Here is a 23,210-nt window from a genome sequence, read left to right on the forward strand (position 1 = left end):
GCTACCAACACCCTTTCGACCGCTGCGCGACTCGCGGCAGATTCCTTTGCGTTGCAGCAGGTCAATACCAGTTGAAACGCGAGAGCATGACGTCTGCAACCGTTGCGTCAATATTGGAATAGGCGGTAGCAGGTCTGCCCTGTACGTTGCCCGCATGAAAATCGACTGTGACGAGCCAATTCACCGCGCCTCGACCCAGATCTCTAAACGTGTTATAACATAACAACGGTGTCGGCGTGATGCCATCGGACCACCGGCCGATACCTGAGAGCCAGCGGTCACATTAGCGACCGAGGTTGCACGTGTGTCGAGCGTAACCACCACTGCCGTCCCGCTGCAGACCGCCGAACGAGAAGGGCATTACCTACATGACGGATCTCCTGCCCAACGCGACCAAACCGCAAGGTGATTCACGCGATTACCGTGCGATCGCGATCACCTGGCTGAGTGATTTCAGCGACGCGCTCGAAGCCGATGACGTTCAGCGTGTCGTCTCGCTATTCGGCGAGGACCCGTGGTGGCGAGATCTGTATGCCTTGACCTGGGACCTGACAGGTATGCATGGTCGTGACGACATTGCGGCCGTATTGTCCACGGCCCTAGAGGACGTCGGTATGGGCGATGTAGCACTTGACGAGCGCTACCCGGTTGAATTTCAGAATGACTCGTACATCGAGGCGATGTACACCTTCACGACCGACAGCGCCGTCGGACGCGGAGTGGTCCGCCTTGCGCCTGACGAGCAAGGCTGGAAGGCGATTCAGATTTCCACGCTTCTGGATGGCTTGAAGGACTTCCCATTCCACACCGTGACGATGGACGATGTGGAGCTACCTGAATTCAACTTCGCCGCCGAGCCTGGTCAGCGGAAGAGTACTCCCGACATTGCCGCCGAGCGATGCTCGTTCACGACAAGCGAGCCGAGCGTGCTAATCATCGGCGCCGGCCATTCGGGCATGTTCTTGGCCGCCTATCTGGAACGTCTGGGCGTTCCCACACTGCTCATCGATCAGTTCGCCCGTGCTGGTGACAACTGGCGAAAGCGCTACAGCGGACTGGCACTGCACGACCTGAAGTGGGCGGTGCAGTTCCCGTACATGGCATTCCCTCCCAGCTGGCCGGTCTTCTTGTCGAAGGACTACCTGGCTGACTGGCTGGAGCAGTATGTCACCAACATGCAGCTGAACCTATGGACCAGCACCACGGTCAACAATGCCGTCTACGACGAGGAAGAGGGTCGCTGGACCGTTCACCTCGACCGCGATGGAGACGCCCGGACACTGCACCCCAACCATCTGGTGGTCGCGACGGGTCTGAACGGTCTGCCGAAGCTCCCGACGATTGACGGAATGTCTGATTTCCACGGGCAGGTCGTACATTCGTCGGCATACGCGGGCGGGAAGTCTGCCGCCGGCAAGCGAGTGGTGGTAGTCGGGGCTGGATCCAGCGGACACGACGTCGCCCAGGACGCCTACGAAAACGAGGCGGCATCGGTGACGATGGTGCAGCGCAGTCCCACCTATATCGTTTCCCAGAACCGCGGAGTCCCAATACAGTTCGGCAAGTACTACAGCCACGACCACATGCCGATCGAAGACGCCGATCTGCTCGCCAGCGTGAACCCGACCGCACTGTCGCTGAAGCAGGGCCCGATCGTGACACGCAAAATCGCCGAAGCTGATGCCGACCTGATCCGCGAGCTCGAGGATGCCGGTTTCCGGACCACCTTGGGACCGGGTGACGCCGGATTGATTCCTATCGCGACCACCGGCGGCTCCTACTACATCGACAAGGGTGCCTCCCGGCTGATCATCGACAAGAAGATTCGCATACAACAGGGCGAGATCAGCCGGTTCACCTCCGACAGCGTCATCTACTCCGACGGGTCTGAAGAGAAGGCCGACATCGTCGTCCTCTGCACCGGTTACACCAACGTTCGAGAGTCCGTTCGCCCGATCTTGGGCGACACTGTTACCGACAGTCTGGCGACGGTATGGAACATCGATGAGCGCGGTGAGGTACGGACGTCGATGCGTCATTCCGGACACGAGAAGCTCTGGTTCGTCGCAAACGGCTTACGGATCGGCCGCTACCTCGGTAAACCGGTAGCTATCATGATCAAAGCGATCGATGAAGGCCTCCTCGACCCACAGATCAGTGTTCAGAAGAAGTCCCCCGAGCCAGATTCGCGCGACGACGCAACGAAGTGAGGGGTCACCACGCCCGGTTCGACCAGAAGGTCATCCTCGTTACCGGGGCCACCAGTGGTGTGGGCCGGGCGTGCGCTATTCGACTCGCAGTCGAAGGCGCGACTATCGGTGTGGTTGGACGGAATGCCGCGCGTTGCAGCGAGGTCGCCACGGCGGTCGCAGCAGCCGGCGGCCATGCTATCGCGGTAGCCGGCGATCTACTTGATCCCTCCTTCGCTGACGACGCGGTCGACACCGTGCTCGACCGGTTCGGACGCCTCGACGGCGCCGTGAACAGTGCAGGCGTGAGTCCCCCGGCGCAAGTGCTGGCAGAGGTCACCGATGAAACATGGCAAACAACACTCGATCTCGACCTCACGGCAATGTTCCGGTGTATGCGGGCCCAGATCAGAGCCATGGCCCCGGCCGCATCTGGTGCAATCGTCAACGTCGCGTCCTACACCGCGACGACCGTTCAAATCCCCGGGATCAGCCCCTACGCAAGCGCCAAATGGGGAGTGCTAGGTCTGACAAAGTCTGCGGCGCGTGATTATGCCCGCAGTGGGCTTCGTATCAACGCTGTCGCACCGGGACACGTCCGCACGCCAATGATCGACCGCAGCCTGGACGGCAACGGCGAGCTGCGCCTACGTGAGCGGATCCCGCTCGGTCGAGTCGCAGAGCCGGAAGAGATGGCTGGCATCGTAGCTTTCATGCTGTCTGACGAGGCTTCGTTCATCACCGGGCAGGTCTTGGTGGCAGACGGCGGGCTGTCGATCTGATCGCAGGTCGACAGCCAGTGTTGTAGATTCTCGCCTATTCGCTATTATGCTTTAACACAAAAGTGTCAAGGAGAAATCGAGCTGTACATGAGTGGACTGCGCGACGGCGCCGCCGATACCGAACTCACCCTCGAAGTCACTCGGCGGGCAACTTTGACCGATGAGGTCGTCCTTCTTGAATTTGCCCACCCCGGGGGCGGTGAACTTCCTGAATGGGCACCGGGAGCACACATCGATCTGGTGCTGCCGAACGAGTTGATTCGCCAGTACTCCCTGTGCGGTGATCCAGCCGACCGATTGAGTTACACGGTCGCGGTGTTCCTGGAGCCGCAGAGCCGAGGGGGATCGAGCTACATTCATCAATCGATGAGGGAAGGCGACAAGGTCGTCATTCGTGGGCCCCGGAATCACTTCACCTTCGCGCCGGCGCAGCGGGTCGTGTTCATCGGTGGCGGTATCGGCATCACACCCCTGATACCGATGATGGGCCAGGCCACTGAAGCTGGCATCGAATGGGAACTGCACTACGGTGGCCGGTCTCGAAATACCATGGCATTTCGTGAAGAACTCGTCGCCCGATTTGCAGACGCGGCTATCACGTTGATTCCTCAAGATGAGGCCGGCCTCATCGATCTCGACGGTTTGCTCGGCGCTCCCAGGGAAAACACCGTCGTGTACTGCTGTGGCCCCGGACCGCTTCTCGACGCGGTCGAGGAGAAATGCTCCGCATGGCCGAAAGGATCCCTGCACATCGAGCGGTTCGCCGCCAAGGCGATCACCAACGGTGAGGATCGCGAGTTCGAAGTTGAACTCGCGACTACAGGGAGGGTGCTGACCATCCCGGCAAACCGTTCGATCCTCGACATCCTCGACGACGAAGACATGCCGGTGGCCAGCTCATGTCGTGACGGCACCTGCGGCACTTGTGAAGCCGTCGTTCTTGATGGCGTGCCGGATCATCGTGATTCGGTGCTGAGCCCGGAGGAACAAGAGACCAACGAGACCATGATGGTCTGCGTGTCTCGTTCACAGACCCCACGACTGGTGCTCGATCTGTGAGCAACCTCAAAGGTTGGGTCACCGGTTTCCGGTGACCCGCTCCTTCTCCTCCAACAAGGCTGCCGACAGGATGCGGGCCTCCTCTGCGTCATGGCGCCGGGCTACCTCGGTGTCGGCCGCCATCGACATGAACGCGTGAAAGGTCCCGGCCCACAGAGCAAGTCCCACCGAGTTACCTGCTGCCAGGAGGCGCTGCGCGTATTCGATGCCTTCATCACGAGTGGGGTCGAGCTCCAGTACGGCGATGTGTGCCGGCGCGACACCGGCCAGGTCTTTGATCGCCGCTCGCCCAGGCGCTGCGAACAGCTCTCCAGCATCGGCACAGGGGCCGAGATATGCAGACCAAGCGTGGAGTGCGTTAGCCCGATTCCACACCGGAGTGTCAACGAATGTCCTTGCGCTGTAGGTCGACTGCTTGTCGTCGAGAACGGCCATCGACAAGTATTGAAGCCTCGGTGCCGGTATGGGCAGTTCGCGCGCTGCCAGTGCTACCGCGGCCGCAATGCCACCGCCTGCGCTGATCCCATGGAGCACGACTCGTGCTGGATCGAGATCGTATAGGTCGGCGTTTTCGTGCAACCACAACAGAGCATCTCGCCCATCTTCGAATGCCGCGGGGTACCGATGCTCGGGAGCCAGTCTGTAGTCGACGGAAGCCACTACAGCGTCAATCTGTCGACTGAGGTCGGCAAGTCGTTGATGTCCGGTATCCAAACCCCCGCTGACGAAGCCGCCGCCGTGGAAGTGCAAAATCACGGGCTTCCGAGCGGATCCGCCGCGCGGCGTGTAAATCCGCACCGGAAGATCCGGGGCGACCGACCGGCTTACCGCTTTGTCCCGCACGTCGATTCCCGTCAGGTCTGTCTCGGCGGCCTTCGCTGCGGCCGCCGCACGTGACCGTTCTCGGAATCCCGGGGCACTGATGTCAACACCGCACAGCTGTTCAGCTGTCGCGGCGAGCTCCCCTGCCACCCGATCCCGCCAGTTCAACGATGTGCTCATCGAGTCTCCTGAGATCTGTCGACCGTTAGGCGCGCGGCGCACCATGACGGCTGAAACAGCTTCCGGCAAGATTGCACCAGCAGTACAAGCTACGATAGTTATGCACATAGGAAGGATGCAACAGTATTAGAATCGATTGAGCCTGACATTTGGACACAGGCGCACCTGAGGAGTGAGGAGAACATCTATGGGAAAGCTCGATGGGAAGGTCGCCTTCATCACCGGTGCGGCGCGCGGGCAGGGGCGCAGTCATGCCCTTCGGCTGGCGGCCGAGGGCGCCGACATCATTGCTATCGACGTACCTTCGCAGGTTGCGACCGTTCCGTACCCAACCGCGTCGCGTGAAGACCTCGAGGAGACCGCCCGCCAGGTCAAGGCTCTGGACCGCCAGGTCCTCGTGTTCGACGCAGACGTTCGCGATTCGGCCGCCCTTCAGCACGCCGCCGAGGAGGGCGCCCGGGCGTTCGGACGTGTCGACATCGTTTTGGCCAATGCCGGCATCTTTTCGAACGGTCCGGCCCTCGAGATGGACGACGATACCTGGCAGACGATGATCGATGTCAACCTGACCGGCGTATGGAAGACCATCAGAGCCGCCGTCCCGCACATCATCAATGGGAAGCGCGGCGGCTCTGTGGTCATTACCAGCTCGATGGCGACGTTCGCGCCACACGAGAACTCCGCCCACTACACCGCTGCGAAAACAGGCCTGATCGGATTGAGCCGAGTACTCGCCAAGGAGCTTGCACCGCACCAAATCCGGGTGAACACTGTGCATCCCACGACGGTATCCACAGACATGATCTTGAACGATGCAACGTTTCGGCTCTTCCGACCCGAATTGGACCACCCGACACGCGCAGACTTCGAGGAAGTGGCGTCGAAGCTCAACGCACTGGACACACCCATGATCGACGCAGTCGATGTCTCAAACGCGATCCTCTATCTGGTGTCCGATGACGGCCGGTTCGTCACGGGAAACACCCACAGCATCGATGCCGGCGGCACCCTTTAGCGACGATCCCGACCTATACGGGCGACAAGCGATCCCATGCCTCCGAACCCAAGAACCCGCATCACCGACTTCAGCCATCACGACCGGTCATTCGCACGCGAACCGTTCACGACGATCCGCAGGTTGCTCGAAGACGAACCGGTGGCCTGGTCCACGAAGCACGACGGCTTCTGGGTTGTGAACCGGTTCGACGACGTCACCGCTGCGTTCCGCGACTACCGGACGTTCAGTTCGCAACGCGGTGCGGCAATTCCAGTTCTGAATCTCGGGGGCGATCACATCCCGGTGTCGATGGATCCTCCCGAACATGCCCAGTATCGCAAGGTGTTGAACCCGTGGTTCACCGCCGAGGCGATCGCGGAACGCCAAGATTCCATCCGCGCCTTCATCCGCAGTGTCGTCGCACCTCTCGCTGAGACCGGGCAGTGGGATTTCGTGTCCGACGTGGCCAACGTCGTGCCAGGTTCGGTGATCCTCGGGATCGTGGGATTCGGTGCGGAACGCCGGGCGGAGTTCCTGGCGCGGATGGAACTGGCGATGTCGAATCAGGCTGCGACAAAGCCGGAGATAGTCACGCAGATCGAGCGAGACAAGGCGTGGATCGACAACGAGATCCTGACGCTCATGCGTGCACGACGCGAGCATCCTGAAGACGACTTGATGTCAGTGCTGGCCAATGATCCCCTCGGCAACGGTACCGAGCTCACGGATGCCCAGATGGTAGGAATCGGGATGCTCCTCGTGCTGGCCGGGTTCCACACCACCAGCGCGGCATTCGCCGCCATGATGGTGCACCTTTCCACACATCCGGATCAGCGCGATTGGCTGCGTGAGGATTTCAGCCGTATCCCGGCCGCGATCGAGGAGATCATTCGTGTCTACTCGCCGGCCACTGCAGAGGGTCGCTATGTGACATCGGATGTCGAGCTGGGTGGCGAGACCCTCAGCGCAGGAGACATGGTTTTGCTGAACATCGCTGCGGCCAACAAAGATCCGCGAAAGTTTGAGAATCCATTCGAAGTCGACTTCACGCGGGACAATCGCCGCGCGATCTCTTTCGGATGGGGTGTCCATCGCTGCCTGGGCCAGCACCTGGCGAAAGCTATCCTGCGCATAGAAGTCGAGACGGTACTGGAGCTGATACCCGACTACGTAGTTGATCTCGACAATACCGTTGTCTCAGAAGCGATGGGCATCGGCTTCGTGCACGACGCGGTTCCGGCTCGTTCGGCCGCGCGATGAAGCCGGGCATCCACCGCACGCTATGTGAAAGCAACGCGGTTTGTGTGGCACTCGCCCCCGGTGTGTTTGATCTCGACGAACAGGGCCTTGCCATCACCGTCGTCGAGACGTTGGAAGCCTCTCAGGAAGACCCCACACGCATGGCCGTCGACGGATGTCCCCGAGCAGCTGTGTTTCTCATCGACAGTGGCAGTGCCTGAGGACCACGTGCGCGGTTCAGTGGGTGTCCGGACGAAGGAAGCTTTCGTCATAGGATGAATCGGTACGATCTCTGGCGATTATGCCGTTGGGAGTGCGCACCACCTTCGGTAGGTCAGGCGCTTGCAAACCCCCTACCCATTCGACCATCGATACCCGATGGGCGATGCGCCAGTGTCCTTGTCGGCGCTCGAACCGGTCGATGTAGCGGCCCCCATGCAGAGTCACTGCGGTGCCCTGACGGTTCTGGGCGACCATCAAGAAATACGTCTCGCTACGCGCGACCTCGCCTTCGATCTCCGCCGCATGGTTGGTCACGTAATGCTGGTGACCGTGGTGACGCTCACGATGAAACGCAAAGGCCCACTTGATGAACTCGTCGACGGTACCGCGGAAGATTCCGTGGTCGTCTATCGCGTCTGGGTGGTAGGCCGACCTGACGATCGACTCGTCGAGCCTGTCGACGCCACGGCAATAGCGGTGTACGCAATCCGCGATGTCCTGCCGGTCCAGAAGCCGTTGAAGTCGGCCCGCGAAAACGCGGTCGTCCTCGGTCATCATTGTGCGGCCGTCGGGTCGCGCGTCACGCGGACGAGCGACTTGCCGAAGTTGCGACCGCTCATGAGCCTGGCAAAGGCGCGCGGCGCGTTTTCGATCCCTACCTCGACGTCCTCCAGGTAATGAATACGTCCGTCGGCGAGCCACTCCGTAGCGCGAGTGCGGAATTCGTCTGCATGGGTGTCGACGTAGTCGAGGTAGGCGAAGCCTTGAACGCGCAAGAACTTTGACAGGATCGCCGGCAGCAAAGCCACCGAGCCAGCCGACTCGTGCATCGGTTCTTCGTTGTAGTGGGCGGCGAGACCACAGACTGGAACGCGGGCGTGGGGATTGAGTCTCGGAAGCACCTCGTTGAACACCGCACCGCCGACGTTTTCGAAGTACACGTCGATCCCATGCGGTGTCGCTTCGGCCAACTCATCGGCGAAATGGTCACTGCGATGGTCGATTGCAGCGTCGAATCCCGCCCGCTGCAACCATTCTCGCTTGGCGGCACCACCGGCGATGCCCACCACCCGGGCTCCGGCGATCCTGGCCAACTGCCCCACCATGGAACCCACCGGTCCGGATGCCGCGGCGACAGCGACCGTTTCGCCCGGTTGGGGGCGGCCGATCACGTTCAGACCGACGTAGGCGGTGAAACCGGGCATCCCCAGCACACCGAGATAGGCCGAAAGCGGCGCACCGGCAGGGTCGATCTTGCTCAGCGTCGCTCCCGCTTGCACGCCATATTGCTGCCACCCGATGGCGCCCAACACAATGTCACCTGTCTGGTAGGCGGGGTGGCGTGAGCGCACGACTTCAGCCACCGTGCCGCCTTCGACCACCCCGCCCAGTGGGACTTTGGGTCGTGCCCGCCCCAGCACGCCACCACCGATACGCCCCCGGATGTAGGGATCCAGCGATAGGTAAATGCTCCGTAGAAGTACCTCGCCTTCGGCCGGCTCCGGCATCTCTGCCTGCTCGACCAGGAAGTCGGTCAAGACCGGAACTCCGCGCGGCCGTGCGTTGAGCACCACTCGCGTATTCAGCATGGACGTCCCTCCTCTCGGGCTCATCAGACGAGGCCTGCCCAGGCGTGTCGCCGGAACGGCTCCGGATCCAGGACGACATCACTGTGAACGTCGAATCGTTGCACGGCGCGCGCTGCTCCATAGGGTTGCCAGCCAGGTCGGCCGGTGGCGATGAAGTCCGTCCAGGCGCGGTGCATTTCGCGCGCCAGTGTGTGCGGAGCATCGCTCCCCCGGAGCTCGCTTCCCCATGGGTCGTCAAGCGTGTCGAACGTGAATGGAATCTCCAAGGTGTGGCATGCGCCAAGGTGCCCATCGAAAGTTCCTGGGCGCCAGATGAACTGGTACATGTAGCAGTCAGCACCGGCCGCGAGCCGAGCGTCGGCGAAGGCGATGGTCGGCGCGACGCAGAACCAGTCGGACTGGATCGCCACGAACAAGTCTGCAGCCGAGGCCGTCGGCATCGCGCGCTGGTAGTGGTCGATGATCCGATCAGGTGCATCGACCAAGCGCGCTATCCCAGTGCGCAGCTTTTCCAGCGTGAGGTGCATGCCCAAACCGGTGGGCGCGACAAACAGGCCGTACTCCTCACGATTTGTCCCCAGCAGGAGTTCCACGTCTCGCGATGCTCCGGCCAGCACACAGGTGACCGGATGATCGGGCACCATGTCGCCATCGATCACCGGCTGGAACGCCAGACGTCGGTAATCGAGGAAACGCTCGTCGGTGCCGCTGGTGGCCAACGCGATCACTTCGTTGGTGACGCGGTGCAGATCGACTCGGTTGACGCTCGCAATCCCTGCAGTGGTTTCGGGAACTCCCAGGCGCGCACACAGCTCGGCGGTAAAGATCCGAGCGGCCGCCGGAGTGTGAACGTGGTGACCGTCACCGCTCTGCGAAATTGCCCTTCTGAACAGGCCTTTGGAATGCGGCGACGACGTCAGTGTCAGGACACTCATGGCACCTGCGGACTGTCCGGCGATAGTGATCAAATCTGGGTCACCACCGAACGCCGAAATGTTCTCTCTGACCCACCGAAGCGCGGCGAGTTGGTCACGCAACCCGCGATTGGATGGTGCGTCAGGTAGATCGAGAAAGCCTTCAACGCCAAGGCGGTAGTTGATGGTGACCACCACAATGCCGCTTCGCGCGAAAGCAGTCCCGTCAAAAACGGTGGTCGATCCGGTCCCGGTGACGAAACCGCCGCCATGGATCCAGACCAGCACCGGCAGCCTGGCACCGATATCCGGGGACCACACGTTGAGGTTGAGCGGATTGTCACCGGCACGGACCGGGTCGGGCAACAGTCGCTCAACGGTGGCGGATCGCTGCGGAGGCGCGTCCGCTGTCGCACCGTAAGCGACAGCATCGCGGAGGCCGTCGTGCACGGGTGGCGGCTGAGGTGCATCGAAGCGGCGGGCACCCACGGGGGCAGCCGCGTAGGGGATGCCCTTGAAGGACCACACACCCCCCGAGTCCACTCCGCGATACCGGCCCTGTGCGGTGGCGATCTCCACTCAAGCTCTCCTTAGTCGCCCCCAAGGTCACCACGTCACCAGTAACCCTTGATACCACTTTCCCATGTTGCAATAATCTTACTATGATGACAGGTCGGCCAGCCGCAGACTGCTGGCTCGCGGTCGAGACGACAGATCTGTCGATTCGACCGATTCTAATTGTTCTCATGACATGCCGGCTCCCGATATAGCAGGGTGGTAACCACAACTCGACTGGCCCGCGGCCGAGAGCTTTCACACCCCAGGAGGTTGGCAGCATGGCAAAGACCGACGCGACACCGATAACCTCCTTCGATCATCACTCAGTCGAGTTCGCCAGAGACCCGGTGAACACGTTGGCGACGTTGACCGAGACAGCCGCCGTGCACTGGTCAACGGCGCACGACGGGTTCTGGGTACTGACTCGGTATGAGGACGTGGCGACCGGGTACCGCGATTTCGAAACATTCTCGTCAGCCTCCGGCGTTGCATTGCCGCGGATGCCATTCGGCCGTAACCATATTCCGGTTACCCTCGATCCGCCCCTGCACACGATGCACCGCCACATGCTCAACCCGTGGTTCAGCAAGGCATCGATCGAGCAATGGGAGCCCGACGTGCGCCGCATCATCCGCGGTTTCGTCGAGAACATGCGCGCGCAAGACGAGTTCGACTTCGTCAAAGACCTCAGTGAACGAGTGCCCGGCACCGTGATCTTGACCCTGCTCGGATTCGAACCTGAACGGCAACTGACGTTCCTGGAGGCCATGCGTCGCGGAATGGAGAATCAGGGCACAACCGATCCAGACATGCTCGCCGAAATCCGCAGGGACGCCGAATGGATGCACCAGCAGATACTCGCCGAGGCGGAGAATCGACGAACGGAGCCGAGCGAAGACCTGATGACGGTGTTGGCTACAGGCACATTGGAGGACGGCCACCGCTACACCGACGATGAACTCATCGACACGACGATGCTGCTGCTGCTCGCGGGATTTCACACCACGAACGCTGGTGCGGCAGCGATCTTCGCCCATCTCGGGCGCCACCACGATCAACGTCAGCAGCTCATTGAGAATCCCTCGCTGATCCCGGGTGCCGTCGATGAGTTGATCCGTATCTATCCGCCGGCCACGGGCTTCGCCCGAACAGTAACGAAGCCTGTTGATCTACACGGGGAGCAGATGGACGAGGGCGATTCTGTGCTGATGCTCATCGCCGCGGCGAACAACGACCCCCGCAAGTACGCTGACCCGCGCCAAGTTGACTTCAGTCGTAACAACTCTCGTACATTGACCTTCGGCTGGGGCGTCCATCGCTGCCTGGGATTCCATTTGGCACGATTGATGCTTCGCATCGAAGTAGAAGAGGTGCTCGGCACGTTTCCCGGATACGAGATCATCGAGGATCGGGTCAAGACTTCAGACGCAATGGGCACCGGATATACCCACGAACGTGTTCCAGCGCGCAAGACCACACACGGCTGATATCAGCCGTGTCGCAGGACCACGGTCAACGGTTCCAACAGCTGACCTTCCTCGTACACATCATTGAAGATCGATAGGGACTCACCGAGCAACCGAACTACCGAAGCATGCAGTACGACGTGTCCACGGTCATCGATGTGGTCATCGAATGTGACAGAGGCGAGCCGGAGCCGAGATTCGCTATCGGCCGGCGAGGCGATCGACAGTTCACCCTGGTTTGTTTCAACGTCGATCCACGGATCGGCGATGCGAACCCACAACATGCCCATATGCCCTGAGAAGCGCACATCGCCGCGAAACCGGAACTCGTCTGAGTCATGCGTGGTGTCCGGCAGGAACAGAAAATCTCCATTAGGCAGCGGTTGGGCCCCCAAACCAGCGGTCGCCCGTCCGTCTGGCATCCGCGCAACGTACGACACAAAGCTTCTCTTGATGCCCCAGTACAGGCCGGGGACGACGTGGCCGGACCCGCTCGCTGCAATGAGCGGGTGAGCTTCGTGAGTCGGTGAAACGCTCTCGACGGGCCGCATCATCACCTTCCTCGATCTTGTTCCGGCACGACGGGCACGGCACAGCAATAATCCTGCAAGTTGTGTACTTTGATCATTAGAGCGTAATCTGCGCGATTAGGAACACCTAATGGAGGAACATTGCTCCCACTCACGGGTGTGACCGTGCTGTCTCTGGAACACGCCGTCGCCGCCCCTTTCGCCACACGCCAGCTGGCCGATCTCGGTGCCCGGGTGATCAAGATCGAACGGCCGGTTACCGGAGACTTCGCCAGACAGTACGACGAGTCGGTCAACGGTCTCTCAAGCTATTTCGTATGGCTGAATCGATCCAAGGAATCGGTGGCACTTGACCTGAAGTCGGCTCAGGGGCACGCGCAATTGCACGAACTTGTCCGACGATCCGACGTTGTTGTACAGAACCTTGGCCCCGGCGCGGCAGATCGACTCGGGTTGTCTGCCAACGCGATACGCGATAACGATCCGAGCAAGATCGTCGTCGGGATAACAGGTTGGGGTAGCAGCGGGCCATGGGCTGACCGCAAGGCCTACGACCTGCTGGTCCAGTGCGAGACCGGCTTGGTGTCGTTGACCGGAACCCCGGACGAGGTGGCAAAGGTGGGCGTGTCAATCGCTGACATCGCCGCAGGGATGTATGCGTTCAGCGCCACGCTTGCTGCGTTGTACCGTCGCGAAGCCAACGGACAGGGCGCGACGATCGAAGTTTCGCTGTTCGAAGCGCTGGCAGAATGGGTTGGCCAACCCGCGCATTACACCGCCGGCGCCGGCCGCCAACCCGGCCGCTTCGGCGCCCAACACGCGACCATCGCACCCTATGGTCCATACGTCGCTGCCGACGGTCACACCATCCTCTTCGCCATTCAAAACGAGCCAGAGTGGCGCCGACTGTGCAGTGACGTGTTGCGGCGTTCCGACCTCGCCGACGATCCGAGATTCTCGTCCAACACCGCACGCGTCGCCCACCGCGACGAACTGAACGATGCGGTTTCGTCAGTGTTCGCCACGCGCAGCAGCGCGGACCTTGAGCACGACCTCAAGGAGGTCCGGATCGCGTTTGCGGGAGTAAATACCGTCGCCGAGTTTCTAGATCACCCGGTGTTGGCAGCCAGAGACCGATGGCGTCAGGTCGACACCGAGAGAGGCCCGATACGAGCATTGTTGCCCCCCATCGACTTCGGAGTCGAGCCGATGATGGGACCGGTGCCCGCACTGGGACAACACACGGAGGCCGTGTTGGCGGAACTCGGTTACGCGCCGGCCTCGGTCCCCGCAAAGCAGAGGAGTTGACATTGGCCGTCGAAATCGCAGAGTCTCACGTTCCGTTAGAGGCTTTGGTCGCTGACTGGCGCCCCAACCCGGTGTCCATCACCGACAATCTCGCCCCGGGGCAAGCTCAACGGCTCGCCGCGACCCTGGATCTCCGCGATGCATTCTCCGCCGGTGTCCCGCTCCCACTCCTGTGGCACTGGATCTATTTCGCTGATTGGCCTCCCACAGCCCGGCTCGGCGAGGACGGTCATCCCGAGGCCGGCCGGTTCATGCCTCCGATGCCGAATCGGCGTCGTATGTTCGCCGGCGGGCGCGTCACCGTTGTCGCGCCGATGCTCCTCGGCGAACTGACACAGCGGCGTTCTGAACTCGTTTCAGCAGTCGTGAAGCAGGGACGCACCGGCGAAATGCTGTTCGTGACCGTCCGTCAAACGTTCCTTCAGTCAGGCCAGACCGTGCTCATCGAGGAGCGGGACCTGGTCTATCGCAGCGACGCCGGAAACTCCACCACCTTCGAACGCGCGAGCGAAAACCTCGACGTGCCCGACGCTCCGTGGCAGCTCCGGCCACACGTCGACCCAGCGCTGTTGTTCCGGTTCAGCGCACTGACACACAACACCCACCGCATCCACTACGACCACCGCTACGCCACTGGGACGGAGGGGTTTCCCGATCTCGTTGTGCACGGGCCGCTTCTTGCGATCTACATGGCCGGCTTGCTGCGGACGAACGGTGTCGAAGCGTCGGTAGACCGTTTCGAATTCCGTCTTCGTAAACCTGTGTTCCTCGGAGATCCTTTCGCCGTCCAGGGGACCTCGACCGAGGGTGCCGCCGTGTTGGCGGTCGCTACCGGTGACGGCGTACAGCACGCCACAGCCACGGTCACATACCGATGACAACCAACCTGATCGCCCTGGCTCGCTCACTGCTTTTCGTGCCCGGCAACCGCCCTGAACGCTTCGCCAAGGCAACTGGAGCCGGGGCCGACGTGGTGGTCATCGATCTCGAAGACGCCGTCGGCCCGAATGAAAAGAACGCCGCCCGGGCCCACGCCGCCGACTGGCTCGCGGCTGGCAACACCGCGATGGTTCGCATCAACGGATACGGAACCAGTTGGTACGAAGAGGATCTGGCGATGGTGACAACGCTGGGTGCATCGATGATGGTGCCCAAAGCCGAGAATCCTGACATTCTCGCCACCCTCACCGACGACCGGGATATCGAAATCGTCGCCCTGGTCGAGACCGCCGTCGGAGTGCTCAATGCTCGCGCGCTTGCCGACGTTCCGGGCGTCAGCCGATTGGCCTTCGGCAGTATCGACTTCGCGGCCGAGCTCGGGATCGATCCAACCGATCGTGAGGCGCTGCTGGCGGCGAGGAGTTCCCTGGTTGTGGCCTCGGCGGCGGCGGAATTGGCCGGTCCGATCGACGGGGTCACGACGGCTCTCAACGACGAATCGGTGCTCCGTCAAGACGTTGAACATGGCCGCCGGCTGGGATTGACCGCCAAGCTGTGCATCCACCCGTCGCAGGTAGGCGTGGTGCACAACAGTCTGGCGCCCAACACCGCTGATGTCGACTGGGCGCGACGCATTCTCGCCGGAACAGCTTCGGACGAAGCGGCCACGTCTGTCGATGGTCACATGGTTGATGCGCCCGTTCTAGCGAGGGCGCGCCGGATCCTCGCAGATGCACAACGCAAGTGATTCCTCCAATAGGCAAGCACGTCAGCGCATTACCCCACACGAGCCGCGAACGGACCGAGGAGAGCAGTGACAATTTCCGCTGAAGAGCAAGCGATCGTCAAGACGGTCCGTGATTTCGTCGACAAGCAGGTGCGTCCCGCGGCGCGGGATCTTGAGCACAGCAATACCTACCCCGAAGAACTGATCGAGACGATGAAATCGATCGGCATCTTTGGCCTGTCAATTCCCGAGCCATACGGTTTCGGCGCAGTGTCGATGCCCTGCTATGTCCAGGTCGCCGAAGAGCTGGCGCGCGGCTGGATGAGCCTGGCGGGAGCGATGGGCGGGCACACCGTCGTCTCCAAGTTGCTCCTGCTGTTCGGCACGGAGGAACAGAAGCAGAAATATCTGCCGCGTATGGCCACCGGTGAGCTGCGGGCAACCATGGCGCTGACCGAGCCTGGCGGCGGATCGGATCTGCAGGCAATGCGCACGGTGGCGCGTTCCGACGCGGACGGCTACATCATCAACGGAAGCAAGACCTGGATCTCCAATGCCCGACGTTCGGATCTGATCGCACTGTTGTGTAAGACCGATCCCGACGCGCAGCCGGCTCACAAGGGAGTGTCGATCCTGCTGGTCGAAAAGGTTCCCGGCTTCACCATCTCGAAGGACCTCCCAAAACTCGGCTACAAGGGAGTCGAGAGTTGTGAACTCAATTTCACCGACTGCCGGGTCCACGCCGACGCACTGCTGGGCACCGTCGAAGGTGTCGGCTTCGCGCAGATGATGAAGGGCCTGGAGGTAGGTCGGCTGCAGGTCGCCGCGCGCGCCACGGGAGTCGCCCGAGCGGCGTTCGATGACGCCCTGCAGTACGCGCAGGACCGCGAGTCCTTCGGCAAGCAGATCTGGCAGCACCAGTCCGTAGGCAACATGCTCGCCGACATGGGTACCAAACTCTCCGCTGCTCGCGCCCTATTGCTCAGTGCCGCAGAGAAATTCGATTCCGGTGAAAGGTGCGACATGGAGGCCGGTATGGCCAAATTGTTCGCCTCGGAAGCAGCCATGGACATTGCGCTCGACGCCGTTCGGGTGCACGGTGGCTACGGATACTCGACCGAGTATGACGTCGAACGCTACTTCCGCGATGCGCCGTTGATGATCGTCGGCGAGGGGACCAACGAGATTCAGAAGGGCGTTATCGCCAAACAACTCGTCAAGCGCGGTGGGATCGACGTCTGAGTCCCGCAGCCTTGGTAACCAGGTAGACGGATCACGACGATCTGTCAGCGCGAATCCCGTACAACAAATGCAGCAATCAGAATTCGGAAGGTCGACGCATGGCACTTGGTGACGAACAACGTCTGGCACTGCTCACCGGTCCGCAAGGCACGTTCCCCTTGCGCCCGCACCGACATGCCGGCCGCGACATCGCAGTGTTCGACCGCGAACCGTACACACTCCGAGACGCATTCCTGGCCCTGGCACAGTTCGGCGACCGCGTGGCGCTGGTATATCAGGACAACCGATGGACCTTCGAAGACGTCGCAGCAGAGACAGCGCGCGTTGCCGACCTGCTCACCAACAAATATGGCATCGCCAAAGGTGATCGGGTCGGGATCGCCATGCGCAATTATCCCGAGTTTGTCTTCGTCCTCGCGGCAAGTCAGCTGCTCGGAGCCGTTGCGGTGCCGCTGAACGCCTGGCTCAAACCACATGAACTGACCGAGCTGCTCGAAGAGGCGGCCCTGAAAGTCTTGTTCGCCGACGAAACACGAGCACAATTCGTCCACGGAGCCGTCAGCGCACCGGTCGTCGGCGTTCGCTGCAGTACTACACCAGACGGTGTCGACGACTACGAGGCACTGGTCAACGGAGATCGCACCGCAGCACCGGTTGTCCCCGACGTTGTCGTGCTACCCGATGACCCGGCAACGATTCTGTTCACCTCTGGCACAACCGCTCGCCCCAAGGCGGCTGTGCACAGCCACCGCAACCATTCCGCCTCTCTGCTGAACAAGCTCATCCGCGCAGTCCAGGTTGAGGTTCCCGAGGGCAGCGACAGGCCGTTGGTCTCGCCGCCTCCCCCAGCATGCAAATTGGTGACTTTCCCCTTCTTCCACATCGCGGGTATCAATACCCTCTACAACACCTTGTACTCAGGGCAGACGCTGGTCCTGATGTACAAGTGGGGGGCAGAGGAGGCCGCACGTCTCGTCGAGGCCGAAGGCGTCACTGAGATATCGGGGGCACCCTTCGTTGTTCAGACCTTCCTCGCCGAGGCCACGAAGACAGACAGGAATCTGCGGACCTTGCGGTCACTCGGTATGGGAGGCGGTGCCGCCCCGCGCCAGTTGATCGCGGCAATCGACGATGTCTTCGGCGGCAGAGTAACGCCGCGCACCGGCTACGGGATGACCGAGACGACGTCGGGGATCGTCGCCATCTCAGGCGATGATCTGCGCAAACGCCCGACCAGCGTCGGTCGGGCGTTGCCGACCGTCGACATCGCCATCCTCGGACCTGACCTCTCCCCGGTACGCCCCGGCCAAGAGGGACAGGTCGCGGTGCGCGGGCCCCAGGTGATCGACGGCTACCAAGGCGGCGTTTCCGGCGACAGTTTCCAGGATGGATGGTTTCTCACTGGGGACCTCGGGCGCCGGGACGACGACGGGTTCATCTATCTCGTCGGTCGTATCAAGGACGTAGTCATCAGAGGCGGTGAAAACATCTCGTGCCGGGAGGTCGAGAACGCGCTGGAACTGCATCCGCACGTGGCAGAGGCGGCAGCGTTCGGTGCTCCTCACCCGAGCCTGGGCGAGGAAATTGTCGCGGTCGCGTCGGTCACCGGCGAGGGCGGATCGGTCACGGCAGCTGATCTGCAGACTTTCGCAGCCGACTATCTGGCCTCGTTCAAGGTGCCGGTCCGAATCGCCCTGGTCGACAAACCGCTCCCCCGCACCCCCAGCGGCAAGGTCATCAAGCGGGATCTCGTGACAGACCTGGGCTTGCAGTGGCTCGTCGATCCACTGACTGCCAATTGACCACCGTCGGCCACTCAATCGAAGGAAGCGCTGACCCCTTAATGGTGGTGCTATTCACTTTAATAATGTTACAGTCAGAAAGGGAGACGACTCGCTCGCGCTGCCCGGTACGCGAACTGCTCTCAGTTTGGCTCCGGTCGGTGCTGCTCCCGTCCCAGACCAAAGGATGATCAAAGCAATGACCCAAGTAGAACTTGACGCCACGACACCCGAATCGTCGCCCGCGACCGGTCATTTCGACGTCATCATCATCGGCTCCGGCATCTCGGGCATGTACCAGTTACACCTCTTACGCGGAGCGGGTCTCTCCGTTCGGGTACTCGAAGCCGGCAGTGATGTCGGTGGCACCTGGTACTGGAATCGATACCCCGGCGCCAGACTGGACTCCGAGACCTATAGCTATCAGTACGCCTTTACCAAAGATTTACTGGCAGAGTGGGACTGGAGCGAGCAGTTTGCCGGCCAGCCCGAGCTGGAACGCTATTTCCACGAGGTCGCCGATCGCTACGACCTGCGGAAGGACATCGAGTTCGACTCGCGCGTAACCAGTATGGACTTCGATCCGGACACCAACGACTGGGCAGTAGTCACCGAGGACGGAACCCGACGCACTGCTCACATCGTCATCACCGCCACCGGTGTGCTGTCAGCGCCGATATACCCGCGGATTCCAGGAATCGATCGATTTCAGGGCGAGTCGTACCACACCGGGTTATGGCCGCGAGACAAGGCAGTCAGCTTCGCAGGCAAGCGTGTCGCCGTCATCGGCACTGGCTCCACCGGAGTCCAGGCGATCACTGAAATCGGGAAGACCGCAGGCCATCTCACCGTGTTCCAGCGCACCGCAAACTGGGCCGTGCCGTTGAACAACGCACCAATCTCCGCCGACGAGATGGCCACCATTCGAGCCGGCTACCCGGAAATGTTTGACCGGCTGCAGAACACCTTCAGTGGCTTCCTTCACGATTGGGACCCGACGCCGACCACTGACCACGATGATGCCGCCCTGCAGGAACGTTTCGAGACCGCCTACCGCGGACGCGGATTCAGCAAGTGGATCGGGCTGCCAAACGACATCGCCACCGACGAGGTAGCCAACAAGAAATGGTCGGATTTCCTGAGCGCGAAGATCCGCGGCCGGGTCGACGATCCGCGCACCGCCGAGCTGCTGATTCCCAATGATCATTACTTCGGTTCCAAGCGGGTCCCCTGTGAGACTGGCTACTACGAGACGTACAACCGCGATAATGTCGATCTGATTTCGATCCGCGACAACCCGATCGAAGAGATCACTGAGACCGCCATTCGAACGGCGCAGGGCACCATCGAAGTCGACATGATCGTCTACGCCACCGGATTCGAGGCATTTACCGGTGCTCTCAAGCGCATCGACATCACCGGTCTCTCTGGAAAGAAGCTTGCTGAAACTTGGGCCGACGGTCCTGTCACTTTCCTCGGGGTTCAGGTATCCGGATTTCCCAATCTGTTCATCATGGGTGGTCCGCATGGCAAGGGTGGTCATGGCAACGGGCCTCGATGCGCGGAGAAGGTCCAAGAATGGATGGCTGAGTTCACCCAGTACATCTTCGATGAGCACATCACCCGGGTGGAGGCAGATCCCCGGGCTGAGGCCGAATGGACCGAGGAAGTGCAGCAGCGCGCCCTCGGGGGCCTGATGGCCACGGCCAAGTCCATTTTCTTCGGTGACAACCTCGAAGACGATCACGACCCCAGCACGAAGACGCGCAAGCGCGTGTACGTCGCGTACGTCGGTGCGCTGTCCGAATACGTCAAGCGGTTGCAGGACCTCGCGAAGTCGGGATATCCGGGGTTCATCATCACCAAGTGAGATTGCGCCGGCGGTTATTCGCTTGTTGGCACTCTTCTCCACAAGATCGTCACCCGCGCACTGAACGCAAGGTGATTGAAACTCGATTGCAGTTCTCCCCAACTGACCTCGCGATGAGTTGGAAAGTGTTGCTTCCCTGACAGAACCAGCAATCCGCCACACTTCGTTCCGGCAATCACAGCCATGTTGCTTTAAGCATGATCCAGTTGTGTTTGTTCAATAGTAAGGACTACCATGATTGACATGGGTGAACCGTTTTCTGCCCGAAGTGAGGCTGCGCCTCTACGTGGCCTCCGAGTTCTGGACCTGTGCCGTGTCGTGTCCGGCCCGTTCGGCTCACTCCTGTTGGCAGACCTCGGTGCCGAGGTCATACGTGTCGAGTCAGTTCCCAATGCCGCAAACCCGCCGACCCCGCCAACCGGAGAGATCGCCACCGATGAAGCGTTCAGTTGGGGTTTGAACCGAAACAAGCGGTCCATCGCGATCGATCTGAAGAGCGAGGCCGGCCGGGACATCTTCCACCGTTTGGTCGCCGAAGCAGACGTCGTATGCGACAACTTTCGTCCTGGTGTAACGCATCGCCTGAAGATCGACCGGGACTCACTGGCAGTTCACAACCCGTCGATCATCACCTGTTCGCTGACCGGTTTCGGGGCGGACGGGCCGTGGGCGAGCATGCCCGCATACGACCCCATCGTGCAGGCGATGTGTGGGACCATGAATTACACCCGGCTGTCACCATCCGGATCGCCGGTCCGCTGGGGCATCCCGATCGGCGACCTGTTCGCCGGAATCTTCACGGCCATCGGCATCGTGGCCGCCACAATCCACCGTGACCGCACCGGAACCGGGCAGCATGTGGACGTGGCGATGCTCGACGTCATGCTGGCGTTGAACACCTACCGTGTCCCACAGGCACTCACATTCGATGAGGAGCCAGTTCCCGCACCGTTCGAAGGTGGCCAGGGCACAGTCCCATTCGGCAATTTCCAGTGCAGCACAGGATGGATCGCCACATGCATCAGTCAGCGCATGTGGAAGTCCGCATGCGAGGTGTTCAAGCGGCCCGAACTCGCTGAGGACGAGCGGTTCAGTACCGGAGCGGCGCGGTACGCCAATCGCGAGGAGTTGATCGCACTCTTGCAGACGATCTTCCTGGAGCGCACCGCCGACGACTGGCAGCGCGATCTGATGAATGCCGGTGTGGTCTGCGGGAAGGTAACCGACGTCGCCGAAGTGTTCCAGCACCCACAGGTTCTGGCGCGCGGAATGGCCGTGGAAATCCAGGACGCCGGGGGACGAAGCGCCACGGTCGCAGGCGATCCGCTCGGGTTTGCTCAACCCGACACGTGGTGCGCGCCCAGCCCAATCGGCGCGGATACCGACTTGGTGCTGCAGGAATTACTCGGGATGGCGCACGAAGACATCTCGGCGCTCCACAAGAGTGGCGTTGTCTTCGCCGGGGTCGGCATCGATGATGTCGCGCCTCTGCGCCCGCACTCACGATTCGTCACACCTGATGAGCCGAACAAGGTGGACCAGGCGCCTCTGACCGGGGTGAGCGTGCTCGAACTCAACGGTGACGAACCCAGCAAGTGTTTCGCCGCCCAGTTGCTGGCAGACCTCGGTGCCGACGTCATTCGAGTCGACAGGCCAGTCGGGCAGGTCATCGAGCCCTATCCGAACGAACAGCGTGAAGCGTCCTTTCGCGCCGGTTTGAACCGCGGCAAGCGCAGTGTGATCGCCGACCTCAAGACCGATGACGGCAAAGCTCTCTTCAGGGCGCTCGTCAATCGCGCCGATGTGGTGTTGGACAACTATCGCCCGGGAGTTCTCAAGCGACTGGGCATCGACAATGCCAGCCTGCGAGAGATCAATCCCCGAATTATCTCGACGTCGATCACGGGTTTCGGCCACACCGGTCCGTGGAGTTCATTCCCCGCCTTCGACAATGCAATTCAAGCGCTCGGCGGAGGAATGAGCATCACCGTCGATCCTCAGACCCCTGATACCCCGGTGCGCTGGGGGAATCCGATCGGCGGGCTGACCGGTGCCATGTTCGCGGCACTCGGAACCCTGGCCTCGATTCGCCTTCAGCTGCTCACCGATGAAGGCAGCGCCCTCGACGTCAGTCTGCTGGACTCACAGGTCGCCCTGTTGTCCTACCGTGTGCCGCAAGCGGTCACAGTTGGTCGGCGTTTTCTGCCGGAGCCTTACCGCGGAGGCAGCGGGTCTCTCCCGTTCGGCGCTTTCCCGACCGCCGGAGGCGGATGGTTCGTCATCTGCATCACGCCACAGTTCTGGCACGACTTCTGTGTGGCGTCGGGGCATCCGGAATGGGAGAACGACCCGCGGTTCCGAACCGAACCTCTGCGCCGAGACAACGAAGTCGACCTCTATGACAATGTGCGGCCAGTCTTCCTTGAGCGGACTGCCCAGGAGTGGCAGGACATTTACTTCCGAATGAGACTCCCCGGTGCCAGCGTGCTGACAATCGGTGATGCATTCCGTCACCCGCAGGCGATCGCGAGGACGATGGCAGTCACCCTGACCGATGCCGGTGTGCCCGGCGGCATCGAGGTGGCAAATTCCGCTCTGAAATTCTCCAGCTCTCGTATTGCGTCGTCGTTGAATGCCCCGAGCCCTGGCGAGAACACTGCCGAGATCGTCAAGTCGCTCAGCCACGACGGTGTGAGGTATAGCTGAGCCGTGCGCCCAGCGTAAAAAGGGGGCGTAGGTTGCAGATGCAACCTACGCCCCCTTTTGTGCCGACAGCGGGAAGCCGGCGTCTGACGC

19 protein-coding genes are annotated in these 23,210 nt (G+C 61.4%); 14 read left to right on the plus strand and 5 right to left on the minus strand.

From position 1 onward, the window contains the following. The first annotated feature begins 368 nt into the window (after nt 1-368). The 3 genes from ACNQR1_RS34815 to ACNQR1_RS34825 all read left to right on the plus strand — a co-directional run bounded on the left by ACNQR1_RS34815 (nt 369) and on the right by ACNQR1_RS34825 (nt 4,030). Nucleotides 369-2,210: a flavin-containing monooxygenase gene (locus ACNQR1_RS34815; protein WP_418050038.1), complete on the plus strand. Its 1,842-nt coding sequence runs from the start codon at nt 369-371 to the stop codon at nt 2,208-2,210. Beyond that, nucleotides 2,207-2,971 carry an SDR family NAD(P)-dependent oxidoreductase gene (locus ACNQR1_RS34820; RefSeq protein WP_418050039.1) on the plus strand — a complete coding sequence of 255 codons (765 nt, stop codon included), beginning with the start codon at nt 2,207-2,209 and terminating at the stop codon, nt 2,969-2,971. Before ACNQR1_RS34815 ends, ACNQR1_RS34820 begins: the two co-directional genes overlap by 4 nt. A gap of 87 nt (nt 2,972-3,058) precedes the next feature. Beyond that, nucleotides 3,059-4,030 carry a PDR/VanB family oxidoreductase gene (locus ACNQR1_RS34825; RefSeq protein ID WP_418050040.1) on the plus strand — a complete coding sequence of 324 codons (972 nt, stop codon included), beginning with the start codon at nt 3,059-3,061 and terminating at the stop codon, nt 4,028-4,030. A gap of 18 nt (nt 4,031-4,048) precedes the next feature. On the opposite strand, the gene ACNQR1_RS34830 is transcribed toward ACNQR1_RS34825, so the two are convergent. Continuing rightward, entirely contained in the window at nt 4,049-5,032 is a 984-nt protein-coding gene (locus ACNQR1_RS34830; protein ID WP_418050041.1) for an alpha/beta hydrolase, read from the minus strand. Nucleotides 5,033-5,219: 187 nt separating this feature from the next. On the opposite strand from ACNQR1_RS34830, the gene ACNQR1_RS34835 reads away from it, so the two are divergent. From ACNQR1_RS34835 to ACNQR1_RS34845, 3 genes are all read left to right on the plus strand, one after another. Next, the gene (locus ACNQR1_RS34835; RefSeq protein WP_418050042.1) at nt 5,220-6,047 is read left to right on the plus strand and encodes a mycofactocin-coupled SDR family oxidoreductase; all 828 of its coding nucleotides are present in this window, start codon (nt 5,220-5,222) and stop codon (nt 6,045-6,047) included. Nucleotides 6,048-6,224: 177 nt separating this feature from the next. Further along, entirely contained in the window at nt 6,225-7,289 is a 1,065-nt protein-coding gene (locus ACNQR1_RS34840) for a cytochrome P450 (protein WP_418050043.1), read from the plus strand. Next, nucleotides 7,286-7,489, plus strand: coding sequence for a ferredoxin (locus ACNQR1_RS34845; protein ID WP_418050044.1), 204 nt, complete (start codon nt 7,286-7,288; stop codon nt 7,487-7,489). The genes ACNQR1_RS34840 and ACNQR1_RS34845 overlap by 4 nt, the downstream gene beginning before the upstream one ends. A gap of 16 nt (nt 7,490-7,505) precedes the next feature. Here the strand turns inward: ACNQR1_RS34845 and ACNQR1_RS34850 are convergent, their stop codons facing one another. Genes ACNQR1_RS34850 through ACNQR1_RS34860 form a run of 3 tightly spaced genes read right to left on the minus strand, consistent with a single transcriptional unit; the run spans nt 7,506 to nt 10,572 of the window. After that, nucleotides 7,506-8,045, minus strand: coding sequence for a nuclear transport factor 2 family protein (locus ACNQR1_RS34850; protein WP_418050045.1), 540 nt, complete (start codon nt 8,043-8,045; stop codon nt 7,506-7,508). Beyond that, entirely contained in the window at nt 8,045-9,103 is a 1,059-nt protein-coding gene (locus ACNQR1_RS34855; protein ID WP_418050046.1) for an NADP-dependent oxidoreductase, read from the minus strand. Before ACNQR1_RS34855 ends, ACNQR1_RS34850 begins: the two co-directional genes overlap by 1 nt. Then, nucleotides 9,103-10,572 carry a carboxylesterase/lipase family protein gene (locus tag ACNQR1_RS34860; RefSeq protein ID WP_418050047.1) on the minus strand — a complete coding sequence of 490 codons (1,470 nt, stop codon included), beginning with the start codon at nt 10,570-10,572 and terminating at the stop codon, nt 9,103-9,105. The genes ACNQR1_RS34855 and ACNQR1_RS34860 overlap by 1 nt, the downstream gene beginning before the upstream one ends. Nucleotides 10,573-10,829: 257 nt before the next feature. Between ACNQR1_RS34860 and ACNQR1_RS34865 the strand changes: the two genes are divergently transcribed. Then, the gene (locus ACNQR1_RS34865) at nt 10,830-12,038 is read left to right on the plus strand and encodes a cytochrome P450 (protein WP_418050048.1); all 1,209 of its coding nucleotides are present in this window, start codon (nt 10,830-10,832) and stop codon (nt 12,036-12,038) included. A 2-nt stretch (nt 12,039-12,040) separates the two neighbouring features. Here ACNQR1_RS34865 and ACNQR1_RS34870 read toward each other — a convergent pair whose 3' ends face one another. Then, a complete protein-coding gene (locus ACNQR1_RS34870; RefSeq protein ID WP_418050049.1) occupies nt 12,041-12,571 on the minus strand; it encodes an HtaA domain-containing protein in 531 nt (176 codons plus the stop codon). Between the two features lie 117 nt (nt 12,572-12,688). On the opposite strand from ACNQR1_RS34870, the gene ACNQR1_RS34875 reads away from it, so the two are divergent. The 7 genes from ACNQR1_RS34875 (at nt 12,689) to ACNQR1_RS34905 (ending at nt 23,120) form a co-directional block, all read left to right on the plus strand. Continuing rightward, a complete protein-coding gene (locus tag ACNQR1_RS34875) occupies nt 12,689-13,855 on the plus strand; it encodes a CaiB/BaiF CoA transferase family protein (RefSeq protein ID WP_418050050.1) in 1,167 nt (388 codons plus the stop codon). Nucleotides 13,856-13,857: 2 nt separating this feature from the next. Further along, entirely contained in the window at nt 13,858-14,733 is an 876-nt protein-coding gene (locus ACNQR1_RS34880) for a MaoC/PaaZ C-terminal domain-containing protein (protein ID WP_418050051.1), read from the plus strand. Further along, on the plus strand, nt 14,730-15,542 hold the full coding sequence (locus ACNQR1_RS34885) for an HpcH/HpaI aldolase/citrate lyase family protein (RefSeq protein WP_418050052.1): 813 nt from the start codon (nt 14,730-14,732) through the stop codon (nt 15,540-15,542). Before ACNQR1_RS34880 ends, ACNQR1_RS34885 begins: the two co-directional genes overlap by 4 nt. Nucleotides 15,543-15,608: 66 nt before the next feature. After that, complete coding sequence (locus ACNQR1_RS34890) at nt 15,609-16,763, plus strand: acyl-CoA dehydrogenase family protein (protein ID WP_418050053.1); 1,155 nt, start codon at nt 15,609-15,611, stop codon at nt 16,761-16,763. A gap of 98 nt (nt 16,764-16,861) precedes the next feature. Continuing rightward, nucleotides 16,862-18,565 carry a class I adenylate-forming enzyme family protein gene (locus ACNQR1_RS34895; RefSeq protein ID WP_418050054.1) on the plus strand — a complete coding sequence of 568 codons (1,704 nt, stop codon included), beginning with the start codon at nt 16,862-16,864 and terminating at the stop codon, nt 18,563-18,565. Nucleotides 18,566-18,692: 127 nt separating this feature from the next. After that, complete coding sequence (locus ACNQR1_RS34900) at nt 18,693-20,414, plus strand: flavin-containing monooxygenase (protein ID WP_418050055.1); 1,722 nt, start codon at nt 18,693-18,695, stop codon at nt 20,412-20,414. Nucleotides 20,415-20,657: 243 nt separating this feature from the next. Beyond that, nucleotides 20,658-23,120, plus strand: coding sequence for a CaiB/BaiF CoA transferase family protein (locus tag ACNQR1_RS34905; protein WP_418050056.1), 2,463 nt, complete (start codon nt 20,658-20,660; stop codon nt 23,118-23,120). Nucleotides 23,121-23,210: the final 90 nt, after the last annotated feature.

Source organism: Mycobacterium sp. 48b, from assembly GCF_048282725.1.
GTDB lineage: Bacteria > Actinomycetota > Actinomycetes > Mycobacteriales > Mycobacteriaceae > Mycobacterium.

Excerpts from the sequence above, each read along its gene's own strand:
- ACNQR1_RS34815 (WP_418050038.1), top strand. The coding sequence starts at position 369 with ATGACGGATCTCCTGCCCAACGCGACCAAACCGCAAGGTGATTCACGC.
- ACNQR1_RS34825 (WP_418050040.1), top strand. The coding sequence starts at position 3,059 with ATGAGTGGACTGCGCGACGGCGCCGCCGATACCGAACTCACCCTCGAA.
- ACNQR1_RS34830 (WP_418050041.1), bottom strand. The coding sequence starts at position 5,032 with ATGAGCACATCGTTGAACTGGCGGGATCGGGTGGCAGGGGAGCTCGCC.
- ACNQR1_RS34835 (WP_418050042.1), top strand. The coding sequence starts at position 5,220 with ATGGGAAAGCTCGATGGGAAGGTCGCCTTCATCACCGGTGCGGCGCGC.
- ACNQR1_RS34845 (WP_418050044.1), top strand. The coding sequence starts at position 7,286 with ATGAAGCCGGGCATCCACCGCACGCTATGTGAAAGCAACGCGGTTTGT.
- ACNQR1_RS34850 (WP_418050045.1), bottom strand. The coding sequence starts at position 8,045 with ATGACCGAGGACGACCGCGTTTTCGCGGGCCGACTTCAACGGCTTCTG.
- ACNQR1_RS34855 (WP_418050046.1), bottom strand. The coding sequence starts at position 9,103 with ATGAGCCCGAGAGGAGGGACGTCCATGCTGAATACGCGAGTGGTGCTC.
- ACNQR1_RS34865 (WP_418050048.1), top strand. The coding sequence starts at position 10,830 with ATGGCAAAGACCGACGCGACACCGATAACCTCCTTCGATCATCACTCA.
- ACNQR1_RS34870 (WP_418050049.1), bottom strand. The coding sequence starts at position 12,571 with ATGATGCGGCCCGTCGAGAGCGTTTCACCGACTCACGAAGCTCACCCG.
- ACNQR1_RS34885 (WP_418050052.1), top strand. The coding sequence starts at position 14,730 with ATGACAACCAACCTGATCGCCCTGGCTCGCTCACTGCTTTTCGTGCCC.
- ACNQR1_RS34895 (WP_418050054.1), top strand. The coding sequence starts at position 16,862 with ATGGCACTTGGTGACGAACAACGTCTGGCACTGCTCACCGGTCCGCAA.
- ACNQR1_RS34905 (WP_418050056.1), top strand. The coding sequence starts at position 20,658 with ATGGGTGAACCGTTTTCTGCCCGAAGTGAGGCTGCGCCTCTACGTGGC.